Raw genomic sequence first — 15699 nt, forward strand, 5'->3', positions numbered from 1 at the left:
GGATAAAGACATTTTAAATTAGATAGTCAGGTTAACTCCAAAGATGAAAGCACGGCTTCTTGGGTAAGCAGCATAGTCAACGCCTGCCGTAATTGGGGAAGCACGACGTGTGTTCACTTCCGGATCGTAGCCTGAGTAATTTGTAAATACTTTCAGGTTGTTCACGGTGCCATACACGCGCAGCTTGCTGACCTTAACTCTATTAAGCAGATTGGTAGGCAAGGTATAGCCCAACGTAATGTTATTGATGCGAATAAAAGAAGCATCTTCTACTGCCCATGAGTTAACATAGAATGAAGTAGATGTAGTGAGTGGGGTCCAGAGTGTTGCATTCTGGTTTAAAGCTGCCAACTCCTCAGGAGATGTTACCACCACACCCTCGCTGTTCACATTTGTCCAGCGGTTGTTCATCATCGACAGCAGGTTAGAGTTCTGGGTATAGCCGCTGCTAAACTCTAGCTTGTTAGCATTTAGCACATCGTTACCATACTGGAAGTTCACAAACACGCTCAGGTCAAAATTCTTGAAAGTCACCTGGTTGTTCAGGCCGCCAAAGAAATCCGGGTTGGCATCGCCAATGGCTGTTCTGTCTTTGTCATCTACAATTCCGTCTCCGTTCAGGTCACGGTATTTGATAACGCCTGGCTGTGGATCAAGCGCCGTAACAGAGCGGTTGTTTGCTATTCCTTCTCTTAAGACATAAACACCATCGGTGTAGTTGAAGTCATCCAAGGTATAGAAACCATCAGACACGAGGCCCCAAATAGTACCGACAGGCTGTCCAACAATAATAGCGTAGTCATGTGGCGCATTGGAACCAGCCCATCCAGACGGGAAAGTGGCACTGTTCTGCAGACCGTAGCTTTCCACGCGGTTTCTGTTAAAAGAAAGGTTAAAGCTTGTAGTCCAGTTAACAGCAGACGTTGCAACAGGCACCCCTGTCAATTGAAGCTCCACTCCTCTATTAGATGTTGATCCTACGTTCTGTAACTGTGTGCTATACCCTGAAGAGGTAGGGATTGGAACACGTACCAGCAGGTCTTCTGTTGTATTGTAATAGGCATCGGCTGTAAACTGTACGCGGTTGTTCAGGAAGGCAAGGTCCAGACCGACGTTCTTTGAAATCGTGGTCTCCCATTTCAAGAATTCATTTCCGAGCTCAGTTGTTCTGAATGCTGTTGTCTGTGTGTTACCCAGGCCGTAGAAGGTATTGGCTTCATACAGTGTTCTGTAAAGGAAGTCATCGATGCGGTTATTGCCGGCAGTACCATAACTCACGCGCAGCTTCAGGTCGTCCAGTTTTGTTCTGAAGCCTTCCATGAAGTTCTCGTTGAGCACACGCCAGGCAACAGAAGCCGACGGGAAGTATCCCCACTTATTATTTTGGGAGAATTTTGACGAGCCGTCCGCACGCATGGTCAGTGTCACCAAATATTTATCGTCATATGCGTAGTTGGCGCGGGAAAAGAAAGAGAGAAGCGTCGATTTCACTTCATTAGAACGCGGAATTTGAGGTGTTCCTAAAGACATATTCCCTAAGGCTATATCAGCAGATGTACCCAATGGGAAAAGTCTGTTCTCAATGTAATAACCTCTGTTGGTCACTTCGTATATCTCGTGGCCTAACAAAGCATCGATACTATGACGCTGACTGAACGGTGTGTTTGCTTTGCTGTTGGTAAAAGTCAGCACATTTGAGTTGTTCAGAATATTACGTGCACGTGTGTCGATCGAAGCGATCGGCTGACCAGAACCTTGCAACCTTGAGATACTTGTAATAGAATCGTTGAAGGCGTTGATGCGATTGTTGTTCATATCGACACCTACCGTGGTTCTTAATGACAGGTACTTGTTCAAATCAAAATTGACATAACCGTTCAGGTTAATCAGATTACCTGTATTTCGCTTGTACTCAGCAGCTGTCAGCAGGATAGGGTTTACCAGAGCCAAGCTGTTTGAATTGGTTTCCTCTGCATAGTCCGCATCATAATCGTTTATACCCTGTCCCGGAGTCAGGAATGGGCGGTACTTCACGGCATGGCGCAGTCTGTTTACAGAAGAAGAGCCTTCTGTAGCTGTACCTGCTCCATTTACAGTTGTATTATTGTAGCGTACATTAAAGCCGGTTCTTACTGCCTTGCTAATGTTATGGTCAAAGCGGAAGTTGACAAGTTTTCTGTCAAAATCGGAGCCTAGCATAATACCCTCTTCTTTATTAGAAGTGAGGCTCAGACTGAATTTGGTAGTAGCTGTACCACCCGCAATGCTCACGTTATGCGTCTGCATCACAGCATCTCTTCCAAACACCTCATCCTGCCAGTCTAAAAAAGGAGCATCGCGATAGAGCTCAATATCCTGGAAAGTGCCGTACGTGTTCATAAAGCTGGTTTCGTTGGCTGAGCTGCCTCGGCTTCTTTCGTACTGGTATCTCACAAAATCATACGGATTCATTACATCCAGCTTGTTGGCCAGTTGGCGTATACCTGTGAGGCCATTATAGCTAACTGTTGTCTTCATTTCCTTACCACCCTTGGTTGTAATGATCACTACACCATTGGCTCCACGTGCACCATAGATCGCAGTGGAAGAAGCGTCTTTCAACACGTCAATAGTTTCGATATCCTGCGGAGAGAGTACTGACAAGGCATTTTCAACCTGGATACCATCCACAACATATAAAGGAGAGTTGTCTTGTGTGATAGAACCGCCGCCACGCACACGAATCTGCACCTCAGCATTAGGCGTACCTTCAGAGCCCGTTACCTGCACACCAGCCAATCGGCCGGCTAGTGCCTCAGCAGCAGAGTTGATCGGGATATCAGCCAGCTGCTTGGAACTCACAGAAGAGACTGAACCTGTCAGATCCCTGCGATTTACGGTTGCATAACCGATCACCACTACTTCTTCCAAAGCTTTATCATCAGGCATCAACGTGACATTAACTACGGATCGCCCCCCTAACGGCACCTCCTGGCGCTTGTAGCCTATATAAGTAAACACAAGCGTAGCGTTGCTCTCCGAAACTGTCAGGCTATATGTTCCTTCTACACTAGTGCCAGTGCCAGTAGCCGAGGCACCCTTTTGTAAGACGGTCACCCCGGGCAAGCCCTCTCCTTTCTCATCCACTACTTTGCCCGTAACATTAAAGCCCTGGGCAAACGCGCCGGCAAAGGCGGCGAAGATAAACGATACCGTGAGCAGGTATTTCATCTTCTTTAGTAAAACATGTTGCATAGGTATAGATTAGTTTGTTATAATAAGGACTATATTTATTCTTCAGGTTTAAGACCTTGTGCATGTATTTTCGCCGTTGTGCCGGCTGAGCTTAAATTCGTGGAGAGCAGCAGTATAATTGCACCGTATGAACCTAAACTTTCGCCTTGTTTGCACAAATAATTTGCGCAACCGATTGCATTTTAATAACTCTCCTCAAAAAAAACAATAAAAAGTTCTTTTATTTTTCAATAAATCATTTCTAAGCAACCTTGTTTAAACATTTTTAAAAATAAGCTAATAAATAAGGCATTTCATTGACATTTTAAAACCCCTCCTCTCCAAATCATCTTTCATGGCGCCAGCAATCACAGGACATAATTTTTCTAAATTATTTATTGTTGTGTAAAAAAATTTACTACTTTGCGCAAACGATTACGCAAACTGAGAGTATAAAATAGCCATGAGCATTACCTATAAAGTAAGACACGCCACCCACCCGGCCGACAGCCGGCACTATGATACCGCAAAGCTGCGCGAGCACTTCCTGATCGAGCAATTGTTTGAAGCAGACACTGTACACGCAACCTATACCTTGCACGACAGACTGGTAGTGGGCGGCGCACATCCCGTACAGCAGCCATTGAAGCTGGAAACCTTCCCGACGCTGCGTTCCGAACACTTTCTGGATCGCCGGGAGCTGGGCATTATCAATGTTGGAGCGGCAGGAAGTGTAACCGTGGATGGCGAGACCTATGAGCTGGCGCCAAAAGAAGCCTTATATATAGGAAAAGGCGCAAAAGAGATCTATTTCAACACGAGCGAAGCAGGAAAAGCACTCTACTACTTTAACTCTGCCCCTGCGCACCACGCTTACCCTACCCGCAAGGTGTCGCTGAGCGAAGCGGAGACAGTAGAACTGGGTGCTCTGGAGAACTCGAATCACCGCATCATCCGCAAAGTGCTTATTAATAGTGTGGTCGAGACCTGCCAGCTTCAGATGGGCATCACGGAGTTGCAGCCGGGCAGCGTATGGAACACCATGCCGGCACACACCCATGACCGACGCATGGAGGCGTACTTCTACTTTGAATTGCCCGAAGACCAGGCCGTATGCCACTTCATGGGCGAGCCGGAGGAGACGCGTCACCTTTGGGTGAAAAACAACCAGGCCATCATTTCGCCACCATGGTCCATTCACAGCGGTGCGGGTACTTCCAACTATACCTTTATCTGGGGTATGGCCGGGGAGAACCTGGACTACAACGATATGGACAAAGTAACACCCACTGACCTGAAGTAAGATGAGCATGAACGCATTGTTTGACCTGACCGGACAAGTTGCCCTGATCACCGGTGCTACGCATGGCTTAGGTATGGCCATGGCCAAAGCACTTGGCAAGGCTGGTGCTACGCTGGTAATCAACGGCAATACGCCGGCCAAGATGGAAGCCGCCTTGGGAAGCTATGCAGCAGATGGCCTGAGAGCCTATGGTTACCTGTTTGATGTAACAGACGCACAGCAGGTAAAGCAAAACATTGCACAGATAGAGCAGGAAGTCGGCCCGATAAACATACTGGTGAACAATGCCGGGATCATCAAACGCATACCTGCACTGGAGATGGACGAGGCAGACTTCCGACAGGTGCTCGACGTAGACCTGACCGCCCCTTTCATCGTTTCGAAGCACGTGGCAAGGTATATGGTGGAGCGCCGGCAGGGCAAGATCATCAACATCTGCTCCATGATGAGTGAGCTGGGCCGCGACACAGTTTCGGCCTACGCAGCGGCCAAAGGCGGCCTTAAAATGCTGACACGCAACCTCGCCACGGAATGGGCCAGGTATAACATACAGGTGAACGGCATCGGCCCGGGCTATTTTGCCACTGAGCAGACCGCCCCTATCCGTGTGGATGGGCATCCGTTCAACGACTTTATTGTGCGCCGCACCCCGGCCGGTCGCTGGGGCGATCCGGAAGATCTGGGCGGAACGGCAGTTTTTCTATCCAGCAGCGCAAGTGATTTTATAAATGGCCAGATTATTTATGTAGATGGTGGTATATTAGCAACCATCGGTAAACCGGCCAACGAACAGTAGGGCACCGGTATCCGGTAAAGGCCCTAAGAGACAGACATGTCAACAAAGACGAAAGTAACCATACATGATATTGCAGAGAAGCTGAACATCACGGCTTCTACGGTGTCGCGTGCGCTCAATGACAATCCGCGCATCAGCGATGCCACCAAGAAAGCGGTGCTGAAAGCAGCCAAACAGCTCAACTACCAGCCCAACAACATAGCAGCGGCCCTCCGCCACGGCAAGAGCTACATCATCGGTGTGATCGTGCCAACGGCTGACCGTTACTTCTTCGCCTCCGTGGTACGAGGTATAGAGGAGATCGCCAACAACCTGAACTATAAGGTGATCATCTGCCAGTCGTATGACAACTACGAGAAGGAGGTGCAGACGATTGAGGCACTGCTGAATGCACGGGTAGATGGCATCATCGCCTCTATCGGAAAGAACACCGAGAACTTCGACCACTTCAAGAAGGTGCAGTCGAAAGGTATACCGCTCGTGTTGTTTGACCGCACCACCGACGAACTGGAAGTCAGTCAGGTGATGATCGATGACTACCTGGGCGCCTATAAAACAGTGGAGCACCTGATCCAGCAAGGCTGCAAGCGCATTGCGCACTTCACCAGCCCGAAAAAGGTAAGCGTGTTCAAGGAACGTTTGCGCGGCTACACCGATGCCCTGCGCGATAACGATATACCGTATGACGAGCAGCTGGTGATCAAAAGCGACTTACAGCTGGAAGACGGCAGGGAGAGCATGAAAAAATTGTTGAAACTCAAGCAATTGCCAGATGCCGTGTTCTCAGCCAGTGATTATGCCGCCATGGGCGCCATGCAGGTTCTGAAGGAGCGCGGCATCCAGATTCCACAGCAGGTAGCATTGGCCGGATTCAGTAACGAACCTTTTACCTCATTTACGGATCCGCCGCTAACCACCGTGGATCAGCGAAGCATTAAGATGGGCAATATCACGGCAGAGCTCTTTTTTGAGCACTTTAAGGCCGGCGAGAAGGGCATCGTATCGCAAAAGACGGTATTGAAACCTGAGCTGATCATCCGGAAGTCAACGCTGCGCAATTAGCTGGAGGCGCTGGAAGCTACACCTAAGCCGCTGTAAAAGGCGGCTTTAATTTAGGAGCGAAATACAATCGATTGCACAGTTTTGCTAAAAACAAGATGCCCTGGGCATAGCAGACAATAACGAGAAGTAACAAAGATTAAAAGAAGCTTATACCTATTCAAAATCAGACAATTATGAAGCAGCTCAACCGTCGTACAGCAAGTTTGCCGCAGCGGCACCCGGTGAAGGTATTGCAGTTCGGGGAAGGCAATTTCCTCCGTGGTTTTGTAGACTGGATCATCGACTTGCTCAATGAGCGCACCAGTTTCGATGGGCAGGTACAGATCGTGCAGCCGCTGGATAAAGGGATCGTGCATTTGCTCCAACACCAGGAGGGACTGTACCATGTTTTGCTGGAAGGTATACAGGGCGGCGAAACGACCCGCGAGCTGCGCCTGATTAGCTGCATCGCGGATGCGACCAACCCATACGAAAACTACAAGGCATACCTGGCCCTGGCCGAAAATCCGGAGCTGCAGTTTGTCATCTCCAACACCACAGAGGCGGGCATCGCTTTCGATGAAGCCGACACAGGTATGGAGTACATCCCCAACAGCTTCCCGGGTAAGCTTACGGCGCTGCTTTACCACCGTTTTAAGCAATTCAATGGTGCTGCAGACAAAGGCCTATACCTGATTCCCTGCGAACTGATCGAGAAAAACGGAGAAGCCCTGCGCGACTCCATTCTGGCATACGCCAAACACTGGAATCTTCCGGCCGGTTTTACAGCCTGGATCGAGCAGCACAATCACTTCTGCAACACACTGGTGGACCGCATCGTGCCGGGCTTCCCGAAAGACAACATACAAGAGATACAGCAGGAACTGGGCTACCACGATAACCTGGTTGTAAAAGCTGAGCCATTCCATCTGTGGGTGATCGAAGCTCCGGAAGTTGTTAGAGCAGCTTTCCCGGTTAATGAAGCCGATTTGCAGGTGAAGTTTGTAGAGGACCTCACCCCTTACCGCACCCGCAAGGTGCGTATCCTGAACGGAGCGCACACGGCGCTTGTGCCCGTGGCTTACCTGCAGGGACTGCGCACCGTGCGTGAAGCTGTTGAAGACAAAAAATCCGGTGATTTTATTCGTAAAGCCATCTTCGAGGAGATCATTCCGACACTGGACCTGCCGCAGGAAGAACTCGAGCAGTTTGCCAACGATGTGATTGAGCGATTCCAGAACCCGTTTATCCGCCACGAACTGATCAGCATTTCGCTTAATTCTATTTCAAAGTACAAGGTGCGCGTGCTGCCGTCGGTGCTGGAATACCACAAGCGCAAAGGGCAGTTACCAACCAGGCTGCTGCAGTCGCTGGCAGCGCTTATCCAATTCTACAAAGGGGAGTGGAACAGCGACAGCATTCCGCTGAACGATACGCCGGAAGTACTCGCTTTCTTTGCGCAGGCATGGCAGCAGGAATCAGCTGAAGAGGTGGTAACTGCTGTGCTGGCTAACAAGGACTTCTGGGAGATGGACCTCACAGAGATCCCTGGATTGAGGGACTTAGTTACAGCTAAGTTGAAAGCCTTGCAGCTAGCCGAGAAGCAGGCGAACATGGCCTAGCAACACGACAGGTATAGCCTGGCTATACCTGAACTGCCTAAGCTATACCTTCATTAAATCAGAAGACTCTAAATCAGAGTTTTCATCTATACATCAGAATTTAGTAGGCGCATTGCCTATACCGTACCCATGAGAACGATTACAGACACTTACACCGTTACCCCATTTCTGGACGAGAACTTTCTGTTGCAGACAGAGACGGCTCGCAGGCTATACCATGAGCATGCCAAAGACATGCCCATCATTGACTACCATTGCCACCTGTCGCCGCAGGACATTGCCAACGATCGCAAGTTCAAAAACCTGACGCAGATCTGGTTGGAGGGCGACCATTACAAGTGGCGCGCCATGCGCACCAACGGAATACCGGAGCGCTTCTGCACCGGTGATGCCGACGATTACGCCAAGTTTGAGAAGTGGGCCGAAACCGTGCCTTATACCATGCGCAACCCGCTTTACCACTGGACACACATGGAGCTCAAGCGTCCCTTCGGCATCGACACCATCCTGAAGCCGGAAACAGCCCGTGAGATCTATGACGCCTGCACCGACATGCTGCAAACTGACGAGTACAGCGTGCGTGGCATCCTCAAAAAGATGAACGTGGAGATCATCTGCACCACCGACGACCCGATCGACACGTTGGAGCACCACCAGAAGATAAAAGCTGACAACTGTGGCATTCAGGTACTCCCGGCCTTCCGCGCTGACAAGGTGCTGGCCATCGATGACGAAGCCGTGTTCCTGCCATACCTGCAGAAACTGGCCGAAGCAGCAGGTATAGCCATCGACAGCTACCAGGGGCTACAGGATGCCCTGCAGCAGCGCCACGACTTCTTCCACGAGAACGGCTGCCGACTTTCGGATCATGGTCTGGAAACGATCTATGCCGAAGCTTACACTGAGCAGGAAGTAAAAGCTATTTTTGAGAAGGCGCTGCAAAAGCAGTCGCTCACAAAAGAGGAAGTGCTCAAGTTCAAATCAGCCATGCTGATGCAGCTGGCCCTGATGGACCACGCTAAGAACTGGACACAGCAATTCCATCTTGGTGCGCTGCGCAACAACAACACCCGCATGATGCGTGAGCTCGGCCCGGATACCGGCTTCGATTCGATCGGAGACTTTGATGTGGCACGCCCGCTGGCTAAGTTTATGGACAAGCTCGATAACTCGAACCAACTGGCCAAGACTATCCTCTATAACCTCAACCCGAGCCAGAACGAGCTATACGCTACCATGATCGGCAACTTCAACGATGGCAGCACGCCGGGCAAGATCCAGTACGGATCGGCCTGGTGGTTCCTCGATCAGAAGGACGGTATGGAGCGCCAGCTGAACGCCCTGAGCAACATGGGCCTGCTGAGCCGCTTCGTCGGTATGCTCACCGACTCACGCAGCTTCCTGTCATACCCACGGCACGAATATTTCAGAAGGATTCTATGCAATCTGATTGGCAATGACGTGGAAAATGGCGAGCTTCCAGCTAGCGAAATGGCCTGGTTAGGCCAGATGGTAGAAGATATCTGCTATAACAACGCCAAGTCATATTTCAACTTTTAGAGCGTATGGGAAAGGTCCTTTCTTTTGGTGAGTTGCTGTTGCGAATCTGTCCGGATGAAAAGGGGCAGTGGCTTCAGGAGAATATGCTGCCATTTTATGTAGGTGGCGCAGAAGCCAACGTGGCGACAGCGCTGGCCCTTTGGGGTGTTCCTTCTGCATACCTGACCGCCCTGCCTGACAACTTTGTGGCAGAGCAACTGGTCGGCTACCTCAACAGCAAACAGGTACAGACGAATAGTATCGTGTACCAGGGCGACCGCGTCGGCCTGTATTACCTGCCCAAAGGAAAAGACCTGAAGAATACCGGCGTGATCTACGACCGGGCCGGGTCGGCTTATGCTGACCTGACGCCAGGCACGATTGACTGGGAAAAAGTATTTGAAGGCGTAAGCTGGTTCCATTTTAGTGCGATCTGCCCTGCCATCAACCAGAATGTAGCCGATGTGTGCGAAGAAGCCCTGAAAGTAGCAGTGCAGAAGAACATCACTATTTCCCTGGATCTGAACTACCGCGCCAAACTGTGGCAGTATGGCAAAGACCCGGTGGAGGTGATGCCCGCCCTGGCGCAGTATTGTGACCTGATCATGGGCAACATCTGGGCAGCCAACAAAATGCTGGGTATACCGCTCGGTGAAAACCTGATCGCAAACCTGGATAAAGAAAGCCTGCAGCAGCATGCCACCCTGACATCCAGGGCCATTCTGGAGAAATTCCCGAAGTGCCGCATGGTAGCCAATACTTTCCGATTCGACTACCAGCAGGGTATTCGGTATTTTACCACGCTTTTCGAAGCAGATAATCTGTATACCTCGCACGAATACCAGGTAGAGCAGATTCTGGACAAGGTGGGAAGTGGCGATTGTTTTATGGCAGGTCTGATCTATGGTTTCTACCACCAGCTCCCCCCTACCGAAACGGTTGAGTTTGCCACAGCCGCCGCCTTCAAGAAATTATTTATTCCGAGTGATGCCACGACCAGCACGGTTGCGGAGATCAATGATACCATCTTAGCTTATGCAAACTAAAGAAAGCGCCCTAAACGCCATTTTAGAACAAGGTCTACTGCCCTTGTTCTTCTACGAAAACCCCGAGGTAAGCCTGGAGGTTGTGAAGACGCTGTATCAGGCTGGCATCCGAACACTGGAATACACCAACAGAGGCCCGGCAGCACTCGAAAACTTCAGATTTCTTAAGAAAGAACTAACCGAGCTATACCCTGATCTGCATTTGGGCATCGGCACGATCAAAACCACCGACCAGGCTGAAGCTTTCATAGAGGCAGGCGCAGATTACATCGTGTGTCCGATCGTGAACCCGGCAGTGGGCGACCTGACACACGAAGCGGGTTTGCTTTGGATACCGGGTTGCTTTACCCCAACGGAAATACACACCGCTCAGCAGCACCAGGCGGCGCTGATCAAGATCTTCCCGGCCAATGTGCTGGGACCGGGCTATGTATCGTCTATCAAAGAGCTTTTTGCAGGACAGCTTTTCATGCCAACAGGAGGCGTAGAGATCGACCAGGACAACATCAGCACCTGGTTTAAGTCTGGCGTTTGTGCAGTAGGTATGGGCTCGAAGATGATCAGTAAGGACATTCTTGAAAACAGAGACTACACCAAACTGGATGAACTGACGAGGAAGGCAATAGAAATCGTGAAAACAGTCAGGAGGAAGTGATGAAACAGCTTTATCTATACCTCCTCCCCCGCTTCGCTTACAGGTATAAGCGCTATGCATTTTACGCTCCCCTACTGGCCATTCTGCTTGTTGCCAACTCCTGCCAGAAAATAAGCGATACCACCGAAGTTAAGCTTGCCCATACCCTCGAAACAACACACCCGGTTCACAAAGCCATGGTTTACATGGCCGAGCGTGTCAAGGAAAAGTCAGGCAGCAAGATGACTATCGATATTTACCCCAGCTCCCAACTTGGCAGCGAGCGCGAGAGCATTGAACTCCTGCAGATCGGCAGCATCGGTATGACCAAAGTGTCGGCCGCGGTGATGGAGAGTTTCTCCCCTAATTTCAAAGTACTTAGCCTGCCTTATGTTTTCCGGGATAAAGCGCATTACTACGACGTACTGGACGGCGGTATTGGTGATGATCTGCTTAAGGAAGGTGAAAAATACTGGCTGCGTGGCCTCTGCTTTTACGACGCCGGCAGCCGCAGCTTCTACAGCACAAAGAAACCTATTGACTCTCCGGCCGACCTGCGCGGCATGACGATCCGGGTACAAGCCAGCAACACCGCCTTCAGCATGATCAAGAGCTTTGGTGGAGCAGCTTCGCCGGTATCTTGGGGAGAGCTCTATACGGCCTTGCAACAGGGGGTGGTAGACGGTGCTGAGAACAACCCGCCGAGTTTCTTCCTGTCACGCCACTACGAAGTGAGCAAATACTACTCCCTGAACGAGCATACCATGATCCCGGACATCCTGTTGATCAGCACGGTGGTTTGGGACAGCCTGACGCCGCAGGAACAGCAGTGGCTGCAGGAAGCGGCTGAAGAATCGGCACAGGTGCAACGTGAACTGTGGGAAGAAGCTGAGGTAGAAGCTCTGCAGGCGATAAGAGATGCGGGCGTAACGGTAAGCACACCAGACAAAGCACCTTTCGCCAAACTGGTGGAGCCCATGTACGAGAGCTTCAAAAATGAACCTGAGGTATACAGCCTGATCCAGCGCATCCGCCAGACGGGTAACACGAAAGAAACCATAGTATCTGCAACAAAACCCTAAAATCGGGCATCTATGAAAATCAGGGAAAAGATAGACAAAGCATTATTCTGGTCACTTGTCGTGCTGATGAGTTTGATGGTATTGAACGTGCTCTGGCAGGTCGCCTCCAGGTATGTGATGAATTCGCCCAGCTCTTTTACCGACGAGCTTGCCCGCTTCATCCTGATCTGGGTTGGTTTGCTGGGCGCCAGCTACGTGACGGGCAAGAAAATGCACCTGGCCATCGACATTCTGCCTTCTAAAATGCATGGCCGGAAGGCCCGCAATCTGAGCATCTTCACGAATGTGGTAGTAGCAGCGTTCGCATTTTTAGTGTTAGTGTGGGGCGGTATCAAGCTTGTGTATATCACCCTTAAACTGGAGCAGACATCCGCAGCACTCAACATACCGCTGGGCTATGTATACACCGTACTCCCGCTCAGTGGACTGCTGATTGTGTACTATAGTCTGGTAAACCTGCGCCGGCAGGGCGAAGAGCCGGAAGAAATTGGAAAAGAGTTGGCTTAGCATCATATAATAACAGGAGCTTATGGAATTTCTTGAGATCATCGTACTGGTTGTCAGCTTTATCTTCCTACTGATCATCGGTGTACCCATTGCCTTTTCTATCGGTATTTCCGCGCTGCTGACCATGCTGGTGAGCATTGCGCCTGTACCGGCTTTCACCACCCTGGCCCAACGCCTGGCCACCGGACTTGACAGCTTCGCCCTGTTGGCTATCCCTTTCTTCATACTGGCCGGTCAATTGATGAACCGGGGCGGTATTGCGACACGACTGATAGATTTTGCCAAAAGCCTGGTCGGCACGCTACCCGGCGGACTCGCCTACGTGAACATCGTGGCCAACATGCTCTTCGGAGCTATCTCAGGTTCAGCGGTGGCGGCGGCTTCGGCCATTGGCGGCATCATGAACCCGCGCATGGTCAAAGAGGGCTACTCCAGACCGTTTAGTGCGGCCGTGAACATCACCTCGGCCACAACCGGCATGATTATTCCTCCGAGCAATATACTGATCGTGTATTCCCTTGCAAGCGGTGGCGTTTCGATTGCGGCCTTGTTTGTTGCAGGCTATGTACCTGGTTTACTGCTGGGAATGTCACTGGTGGGCGTGGCTGGTTTTATGGCTTACAAAAACAAGTACCCGGTGGGTGATCGCATTCCACTAAGCGTGGTTTTCAAAAAACTGGTCGATGCCCTGCCAAGTTTGTTTCTGCTCTTTATCGTGATTGGAGGCATCATAGCAGGTGTCTTTACAGCGACGGAGGCCTCGGCAATTGCGGTACTTTACACAGTTGTGCTGTCGATGGTGGTATACCGTGAGGTAAAAGTAAAAGATCTGCCGGATATCCTCATCACGACAGTGATCACCACTGCCATTGTGATGCTGCTGATCGGCACTTCGATGGGTATGTCCTGGGTGATGTCGTTTGAGAACATCCCGCAGGCGGTGAGTGAGGCACTGCTTTCCATCAGCGACAACAAGATCGTCATCCTCATTATCATCAACCTGATCCTGCTGTTTGTCGGCATCTTCATGGACATGACACCTGCTGTGCTCATTTTCACGCCTATCTTCCTGCCCGTTGTGACGGCCCTGGGCGTACATCCGGTACACTTCGGTATCCTGATGGTATTCAACCTCTGCATCGGCCTCTGTACTCCGCCTGTTGGTTCGGTATTATTTGTGGGCTGCGGGGTGGCTAATATCAGTATCAGCAAAGTGATCAAACCACTGGTGCCGCTCTTCGTAGCCATGTTGGTAGCACTGTTGCTGGTGACCTACATACCTTCGCTTAGCCTTTGGCTGCCAGAGGTGTTCGGTTTGTAATATTTAACTAAGTGAAGATGGGCTAAATTGCGGCGGTCGGCGTAGTTACTTCGTTACTCTATTCATCACCTTTAAGCAGTTTAATAATATTTTATGCTACTATTAGGTATAGACGTAGGCACTTCTTCGATCAAAGTTTCTGTGGTAGACGCTCAAACGCAGCAATGTCTGGCTTCGGCCCAGCACCCGGAGGAAGAGTCAGACATAATCGCTCCCAAAGCTGGTTGGGCCGAGCAGGCACCCGACATGTGGTGGGAACACGCCAAAGCCGCCATTCTGAAAGTGCACGCGACAGGCAGGTATAACTCAAAAGATATCGGCGCGATAGGTATAGCCTACCAGATGCACGGCCTGGTGGTGGTGAATAAAGCACAGGAAGCCCTACGTAACGCCATCATCTGGTGCGACAGCCGTGCCGTGGAAATTGGCAACAAGGCTTTCGAAGCGATCGGCGAAGAACGAAGCCTGTCACGATTACTCAACTCACCGGGCAACTTCACTGCCTCCAAACTGGCCTGGGTCAAAGCCAATGAACCCGAACTTTACGACAACATCGACAAAATCATGCTGCCAGGCGATTATGTGGCCATGCGGCTCACGGGTGAGGTGACCACCAGCGTCTCGGCTTTGTCGGAGGGTGTTTTCTGGGACTTCCAGGAGAACAACCTTTCCAGCGATGTGTTGGGCTACTACAAATTCAACGGCGAGCTTATACCTGTCATTCACCCTGTATTCTCAGAACATGGCAGAGTGCAGCAGCAGATAGCCGACGAACTTGGCCTGCAGGCAGGCATACCGGTTACCTATAAGTCAGGTGACCAGCCCAACAATGCCCTGTCGCTAAACGTGCTGCAGCCGGGCGAGGTAGCTGCTACGGCGGGTACCTCAGGCGTGATCTACGGCGTGAGCGACAAGCTGCTTTACGATCCGCAGTCGCGGGTGAATACCTTTGCCCACGTTAATTATTCTGACTCTCAGAAAAGGCTGGGGATGCTGCTCTGCATCAACGGCACCGGCAGCCTGAACCGCTGGATGAAGAACATAGCCGGGCCAGGTATAAGCTATGCCGATATGAACCAGATGGCTGCTACTGTACCTGTCGGCAGTAACGGTTTACGGGTGATTCCTTTCGGAAATGGCGCCGAGCGGATGCTCAACAATAAGATCGTTGGCACACACTTCCACAACATCGATCTCAACCTTCACTCCAAAGCCCATCTGTTCCGGGCGGCGCAGGAAGGTATAGCCTTTGCTTTCCGCTACGGACTGGACATCATGCGCGAGAACGGTATGAACCCCAGCATCATCCGGGCAGGCCAGGCCAACCTTTTCCTGAGCGATTGCTTTACGGAGGTTTTTGTGAACGCCACCCACGTCCCTGTCGAGTTATACCTGAACGATGGCAGCGTTGGCGCTGCGCTGGGTGCTGGCATCGGGGTAAAGGCTTTTGCATCCGAGAAGGAGGCCTTCACCAATATCGAAAGGCTGCGAGTTGTGGAGCCTAAAGCTATTGACCAGTACGAACCGGCTTACCAGGAATGGAAAGCCCTGCTCGAGAAACATCTGAACAAAGCATAACCTTAAACGCAAATAAG

General features: G+C 50.8%; 12 protein-coding genes. 11 read left to right on the forward strand and 1 reads right to left on the reverse strand.

Going from position 1 to position 15699, the window contains the following annotated elements:
• Positions 1 to 18: 18 nt before the first annotated feature.
• Positions 19 to 3234, reverse strand: coding sequence for a SusC/RagA family TonB-linked outer membrane protein (locus AC5FXQ_RS03745; RefSeq protein WP_493601148.1), 3216 nt, complete (start codon positions 3232 to 3234; stop codon positions 19 to 21).
• Positions 3235 to 3676: 442 nt separating this feature from the next.
• On the opposite strand from AC5FXQ_RS03745, the gene kduI reads away from it, so the two are divergent.
• From kduI to AC5FXQ_RS03800, 11 genes are all read left to right on the forward strand, one after another.
• A complete protein-coding gene (kduI, locus tag AC5FXQ_RS03750) occupies positions 3677 to 4516 on the forward strand; it encodes a 5-dehydro-4-deoxy-D-glucuronate isomerase (RefSeq protein ID WP_493601149.1) in 840 nt (279 codons plus the stop codon).
• Between the two features lie 7 nt (positions 4517 to 4523).
• The gene (locus AC5FXQ_RS03755) at positions 4524 to 5312 is read left to right on the forward strand and encodes a gluconate 5-dehydrogenase (RefSeq protein WP_493601150.1); all 789 of its coding nucleotides are present in this window, start codon (positions 4524 to 4526) and stop codon (positions 5310 to 5312) included.
• Between the two features lie 36 nt (positions 5313 to 5348).
• Positions 5349 to 6374 (forward strand): LacI family DNA-binding transcriptional regulator, encoded by a 1026-nt coding sequence (locus AC5FXQ_RS03760; RefSeq protein WP_493601151.1) that lies wholly within the window; start codon positions 5349 to 5351, stop codon positions 6372 to 6374.
• Positions 6375 to 6547: 173 nt separating this feature from the next.
• The gene (locus AC5FXQ_RS03765) at positions 6548 to 7975 is read left to right on the forward strand and encodes a tagaturonate reductase (protein WP_493601152.1); all 1428 of its coding nucleotides are present in this window, start codon (positions 6548 to 6550) and stop codon (positions 7973 to 7975) included.
• A gap of 129 nt (positions 7976 to 8104) precedes the next feature.
• Positions 8105 to 9535, forward strand: a complete 1431-nt coding sequence (gene uxaC, locus AC5FXQ_RS03770) for a glucuronate isomerase (protein WP_493601153.1) — start codon at positions 8105 to 8107, stop codon at positions 9533 to 9535.
• A gap of 5 nt (positions 9536 to 9540) precedes the next feature.
• Positions 9541 to 10560, forward strand: a complete 1020-nt coding sequence (locus tag AC5FXQ_RS03775) for a PfkB family carbohydrate kinase (protein ID WP_493601154.1) — start codon at positions 9541 to 9543, stop codon at positions 10558 to 10560.
• The gene (locus AC5FXQ_RS03780) at positions 10550 to 11215 is read left to right on the forward strand and encodes a bifunctional 4-hydroxy-2-oxoglutarate aldolase/2-dehydro-3-deoxy-phosphogluconate aldolase (RefSeq protein WP_493601155.1); all 666 of its coding nucleotides are present in this window, start codon (positions 10550 to 10552) and stop codon (positions 11213 to 11215) included. Before AC5FXQ_RS03775 ends, AC5FXQ_RS03780 begins: the two co-directional genes overlap by 11 nt.
• Positions 11215 to 12276 carry a TRAP transporter substrate-binding protein gene (locus AC5FXQ_RS03785; RefSeq protein ID WP_493601156.1) on the forward strand — a complete coding sequence of 354 codons (1062 nt, stop codon included), beginning with the start codon at positions 11215 to 11217 and terminating at the stop codon, positions 12274 to 12276. The genes AC5FXQ_RS03780 and AC5FXQ_RS03785 overlap by 1 nt, the downstream gene beginning before the upstream one ends.
• Before the next feature lie 12 nt (positions 12277 to 12288).
• Entirely contained in the window at positions 12289 to 12783 is a 495-nt protein-coding gene (locus tag AC5FXQ_RS03790) for a TRAP transporter small permease (protein WP_007653095.1), read from the forward strand.
• Positions 12784 to 12805: 22 nt separating this feature from the next.
• Positions 12806 to 14104, forward strand: coding sequence for a TRAP transporter large permease (locus AC5FXQ_RS03795; RefSeq protein WP_493601157.1), 1299 nt, complete (start codon positions 12806 to 12808; stop codon positions 14102 to 14104).
• Between the two features lie 93 nt (positions 14105 to 14197).
• The gene (locus AC5FXQ_RS03800; RefSeq protein ID WP_493601158.1) at positions 14198 to 15682 is read left to right on the forward strand and encodes a xylulokinase; all 1485 of its coding nucleotides are present in this window, start codon (positions 14198 to 14200) and stop codon (positions 15680 to 15682) included.
• The last annotated feature ends 17 nt before the right edge of the window (positions 15683 to 15699 follow it).

Source organism: Pontibacter sp. LHS1 (genome assembly GCF_058932855.1).

What these genes read in the sequence shown, in the direction of transcription:
- AC5FXQ_RS03795 (WP_493601157.1), top strand. Translation starts at nt 12,806, where the DNA reads ATGGAATTTCTTGAGATCATCGTACTGGTTGTCAGCTTTATCTTCCTA.
- AC5FXQ_RS03780 (WP_493601155.1), top strand. Translation starts at nt 10,550, where the DNA reads ATGCAAACTAAAGAAAGCGCCCTAAACGCCATTTTAGAACAAGGTCTA.
- AC5FXQ_RS03790 (WP_007653095.1), top strand. Translation starts at nt 12,289, where the DNA reads ATGAAAATCAGGGAAAAGATAGACAAAGCATTATTCTGGTCACTTGTC.
- AC5FXQ_RS03800 (WP_493601158.1), top strand. Translation starts at nt 14,198, where the DNA reads ATGCTACTATTAGGTATAGACGTAGGCACTTCTTCGATCAAAGTTTCT.
- AC5FXQ_RS03755 (WP_493601150.1), top strand. Translation starts at nt 4,524, where the DNA reads ATGAACGCATTGTTTGACCTGACCGGACAAGTTGCCCTGATCACCGGT.
- AC5FXQ_RS03775 (WP_493601154.1), top strand. Translation starts at nt 9,541, where the DNA reads ATGGGAAAGGTCCTTTCTTTTGGTGAGTTGCTGTTGCGAATCTGTCCG.
- AC5FXQ_RS03760 (WP_493601151.1), top strand. Translation starts at nt 5,349, where the DNA reads ATGTCAACAAAGACGAAAGTAACCATACATGATATTGCAGAGAAGCTG.
- kduI (WP_493601149.1), top strand. Translation starts at nt 3,677, where the DNA reads ATGAGCATTACCTATAAAGTAAGACACGCCACCCACCCGGCCGACAGC.
- AC5FXQ_RS03785 (WP_493601156.1), top strand. Translation starts at nt 11,215, where the DNA reads ATGAAACAGCTTTATCTATACCTCCTCCCCCGCTTCGCTTACAGGTAT.
- AC5FXQ_RS03765 (WP_493601152.1), top strand. Translation starts at nt 6,548, where the DNA reads ATGAAGCAGCTCAACCGTCGTACAGCAAGTTTGCCGCAGCGGCACCCG.
- AC5FXQ_RS03745 (WP_493601148.1), bottom strand. Translation starts at nt 3,234, where the DNA reads ATGCAACATGTTTTACTAAAGAAGATGAAATACCTGCTCACGGTATCG.
- uxaC (WP_493601153.1), top strand. Translation starts at nt 8,105, where the DNA reads ATGAGAACGATTACAGACACTTACACCGTTACCCCATTTCTGGACGAG.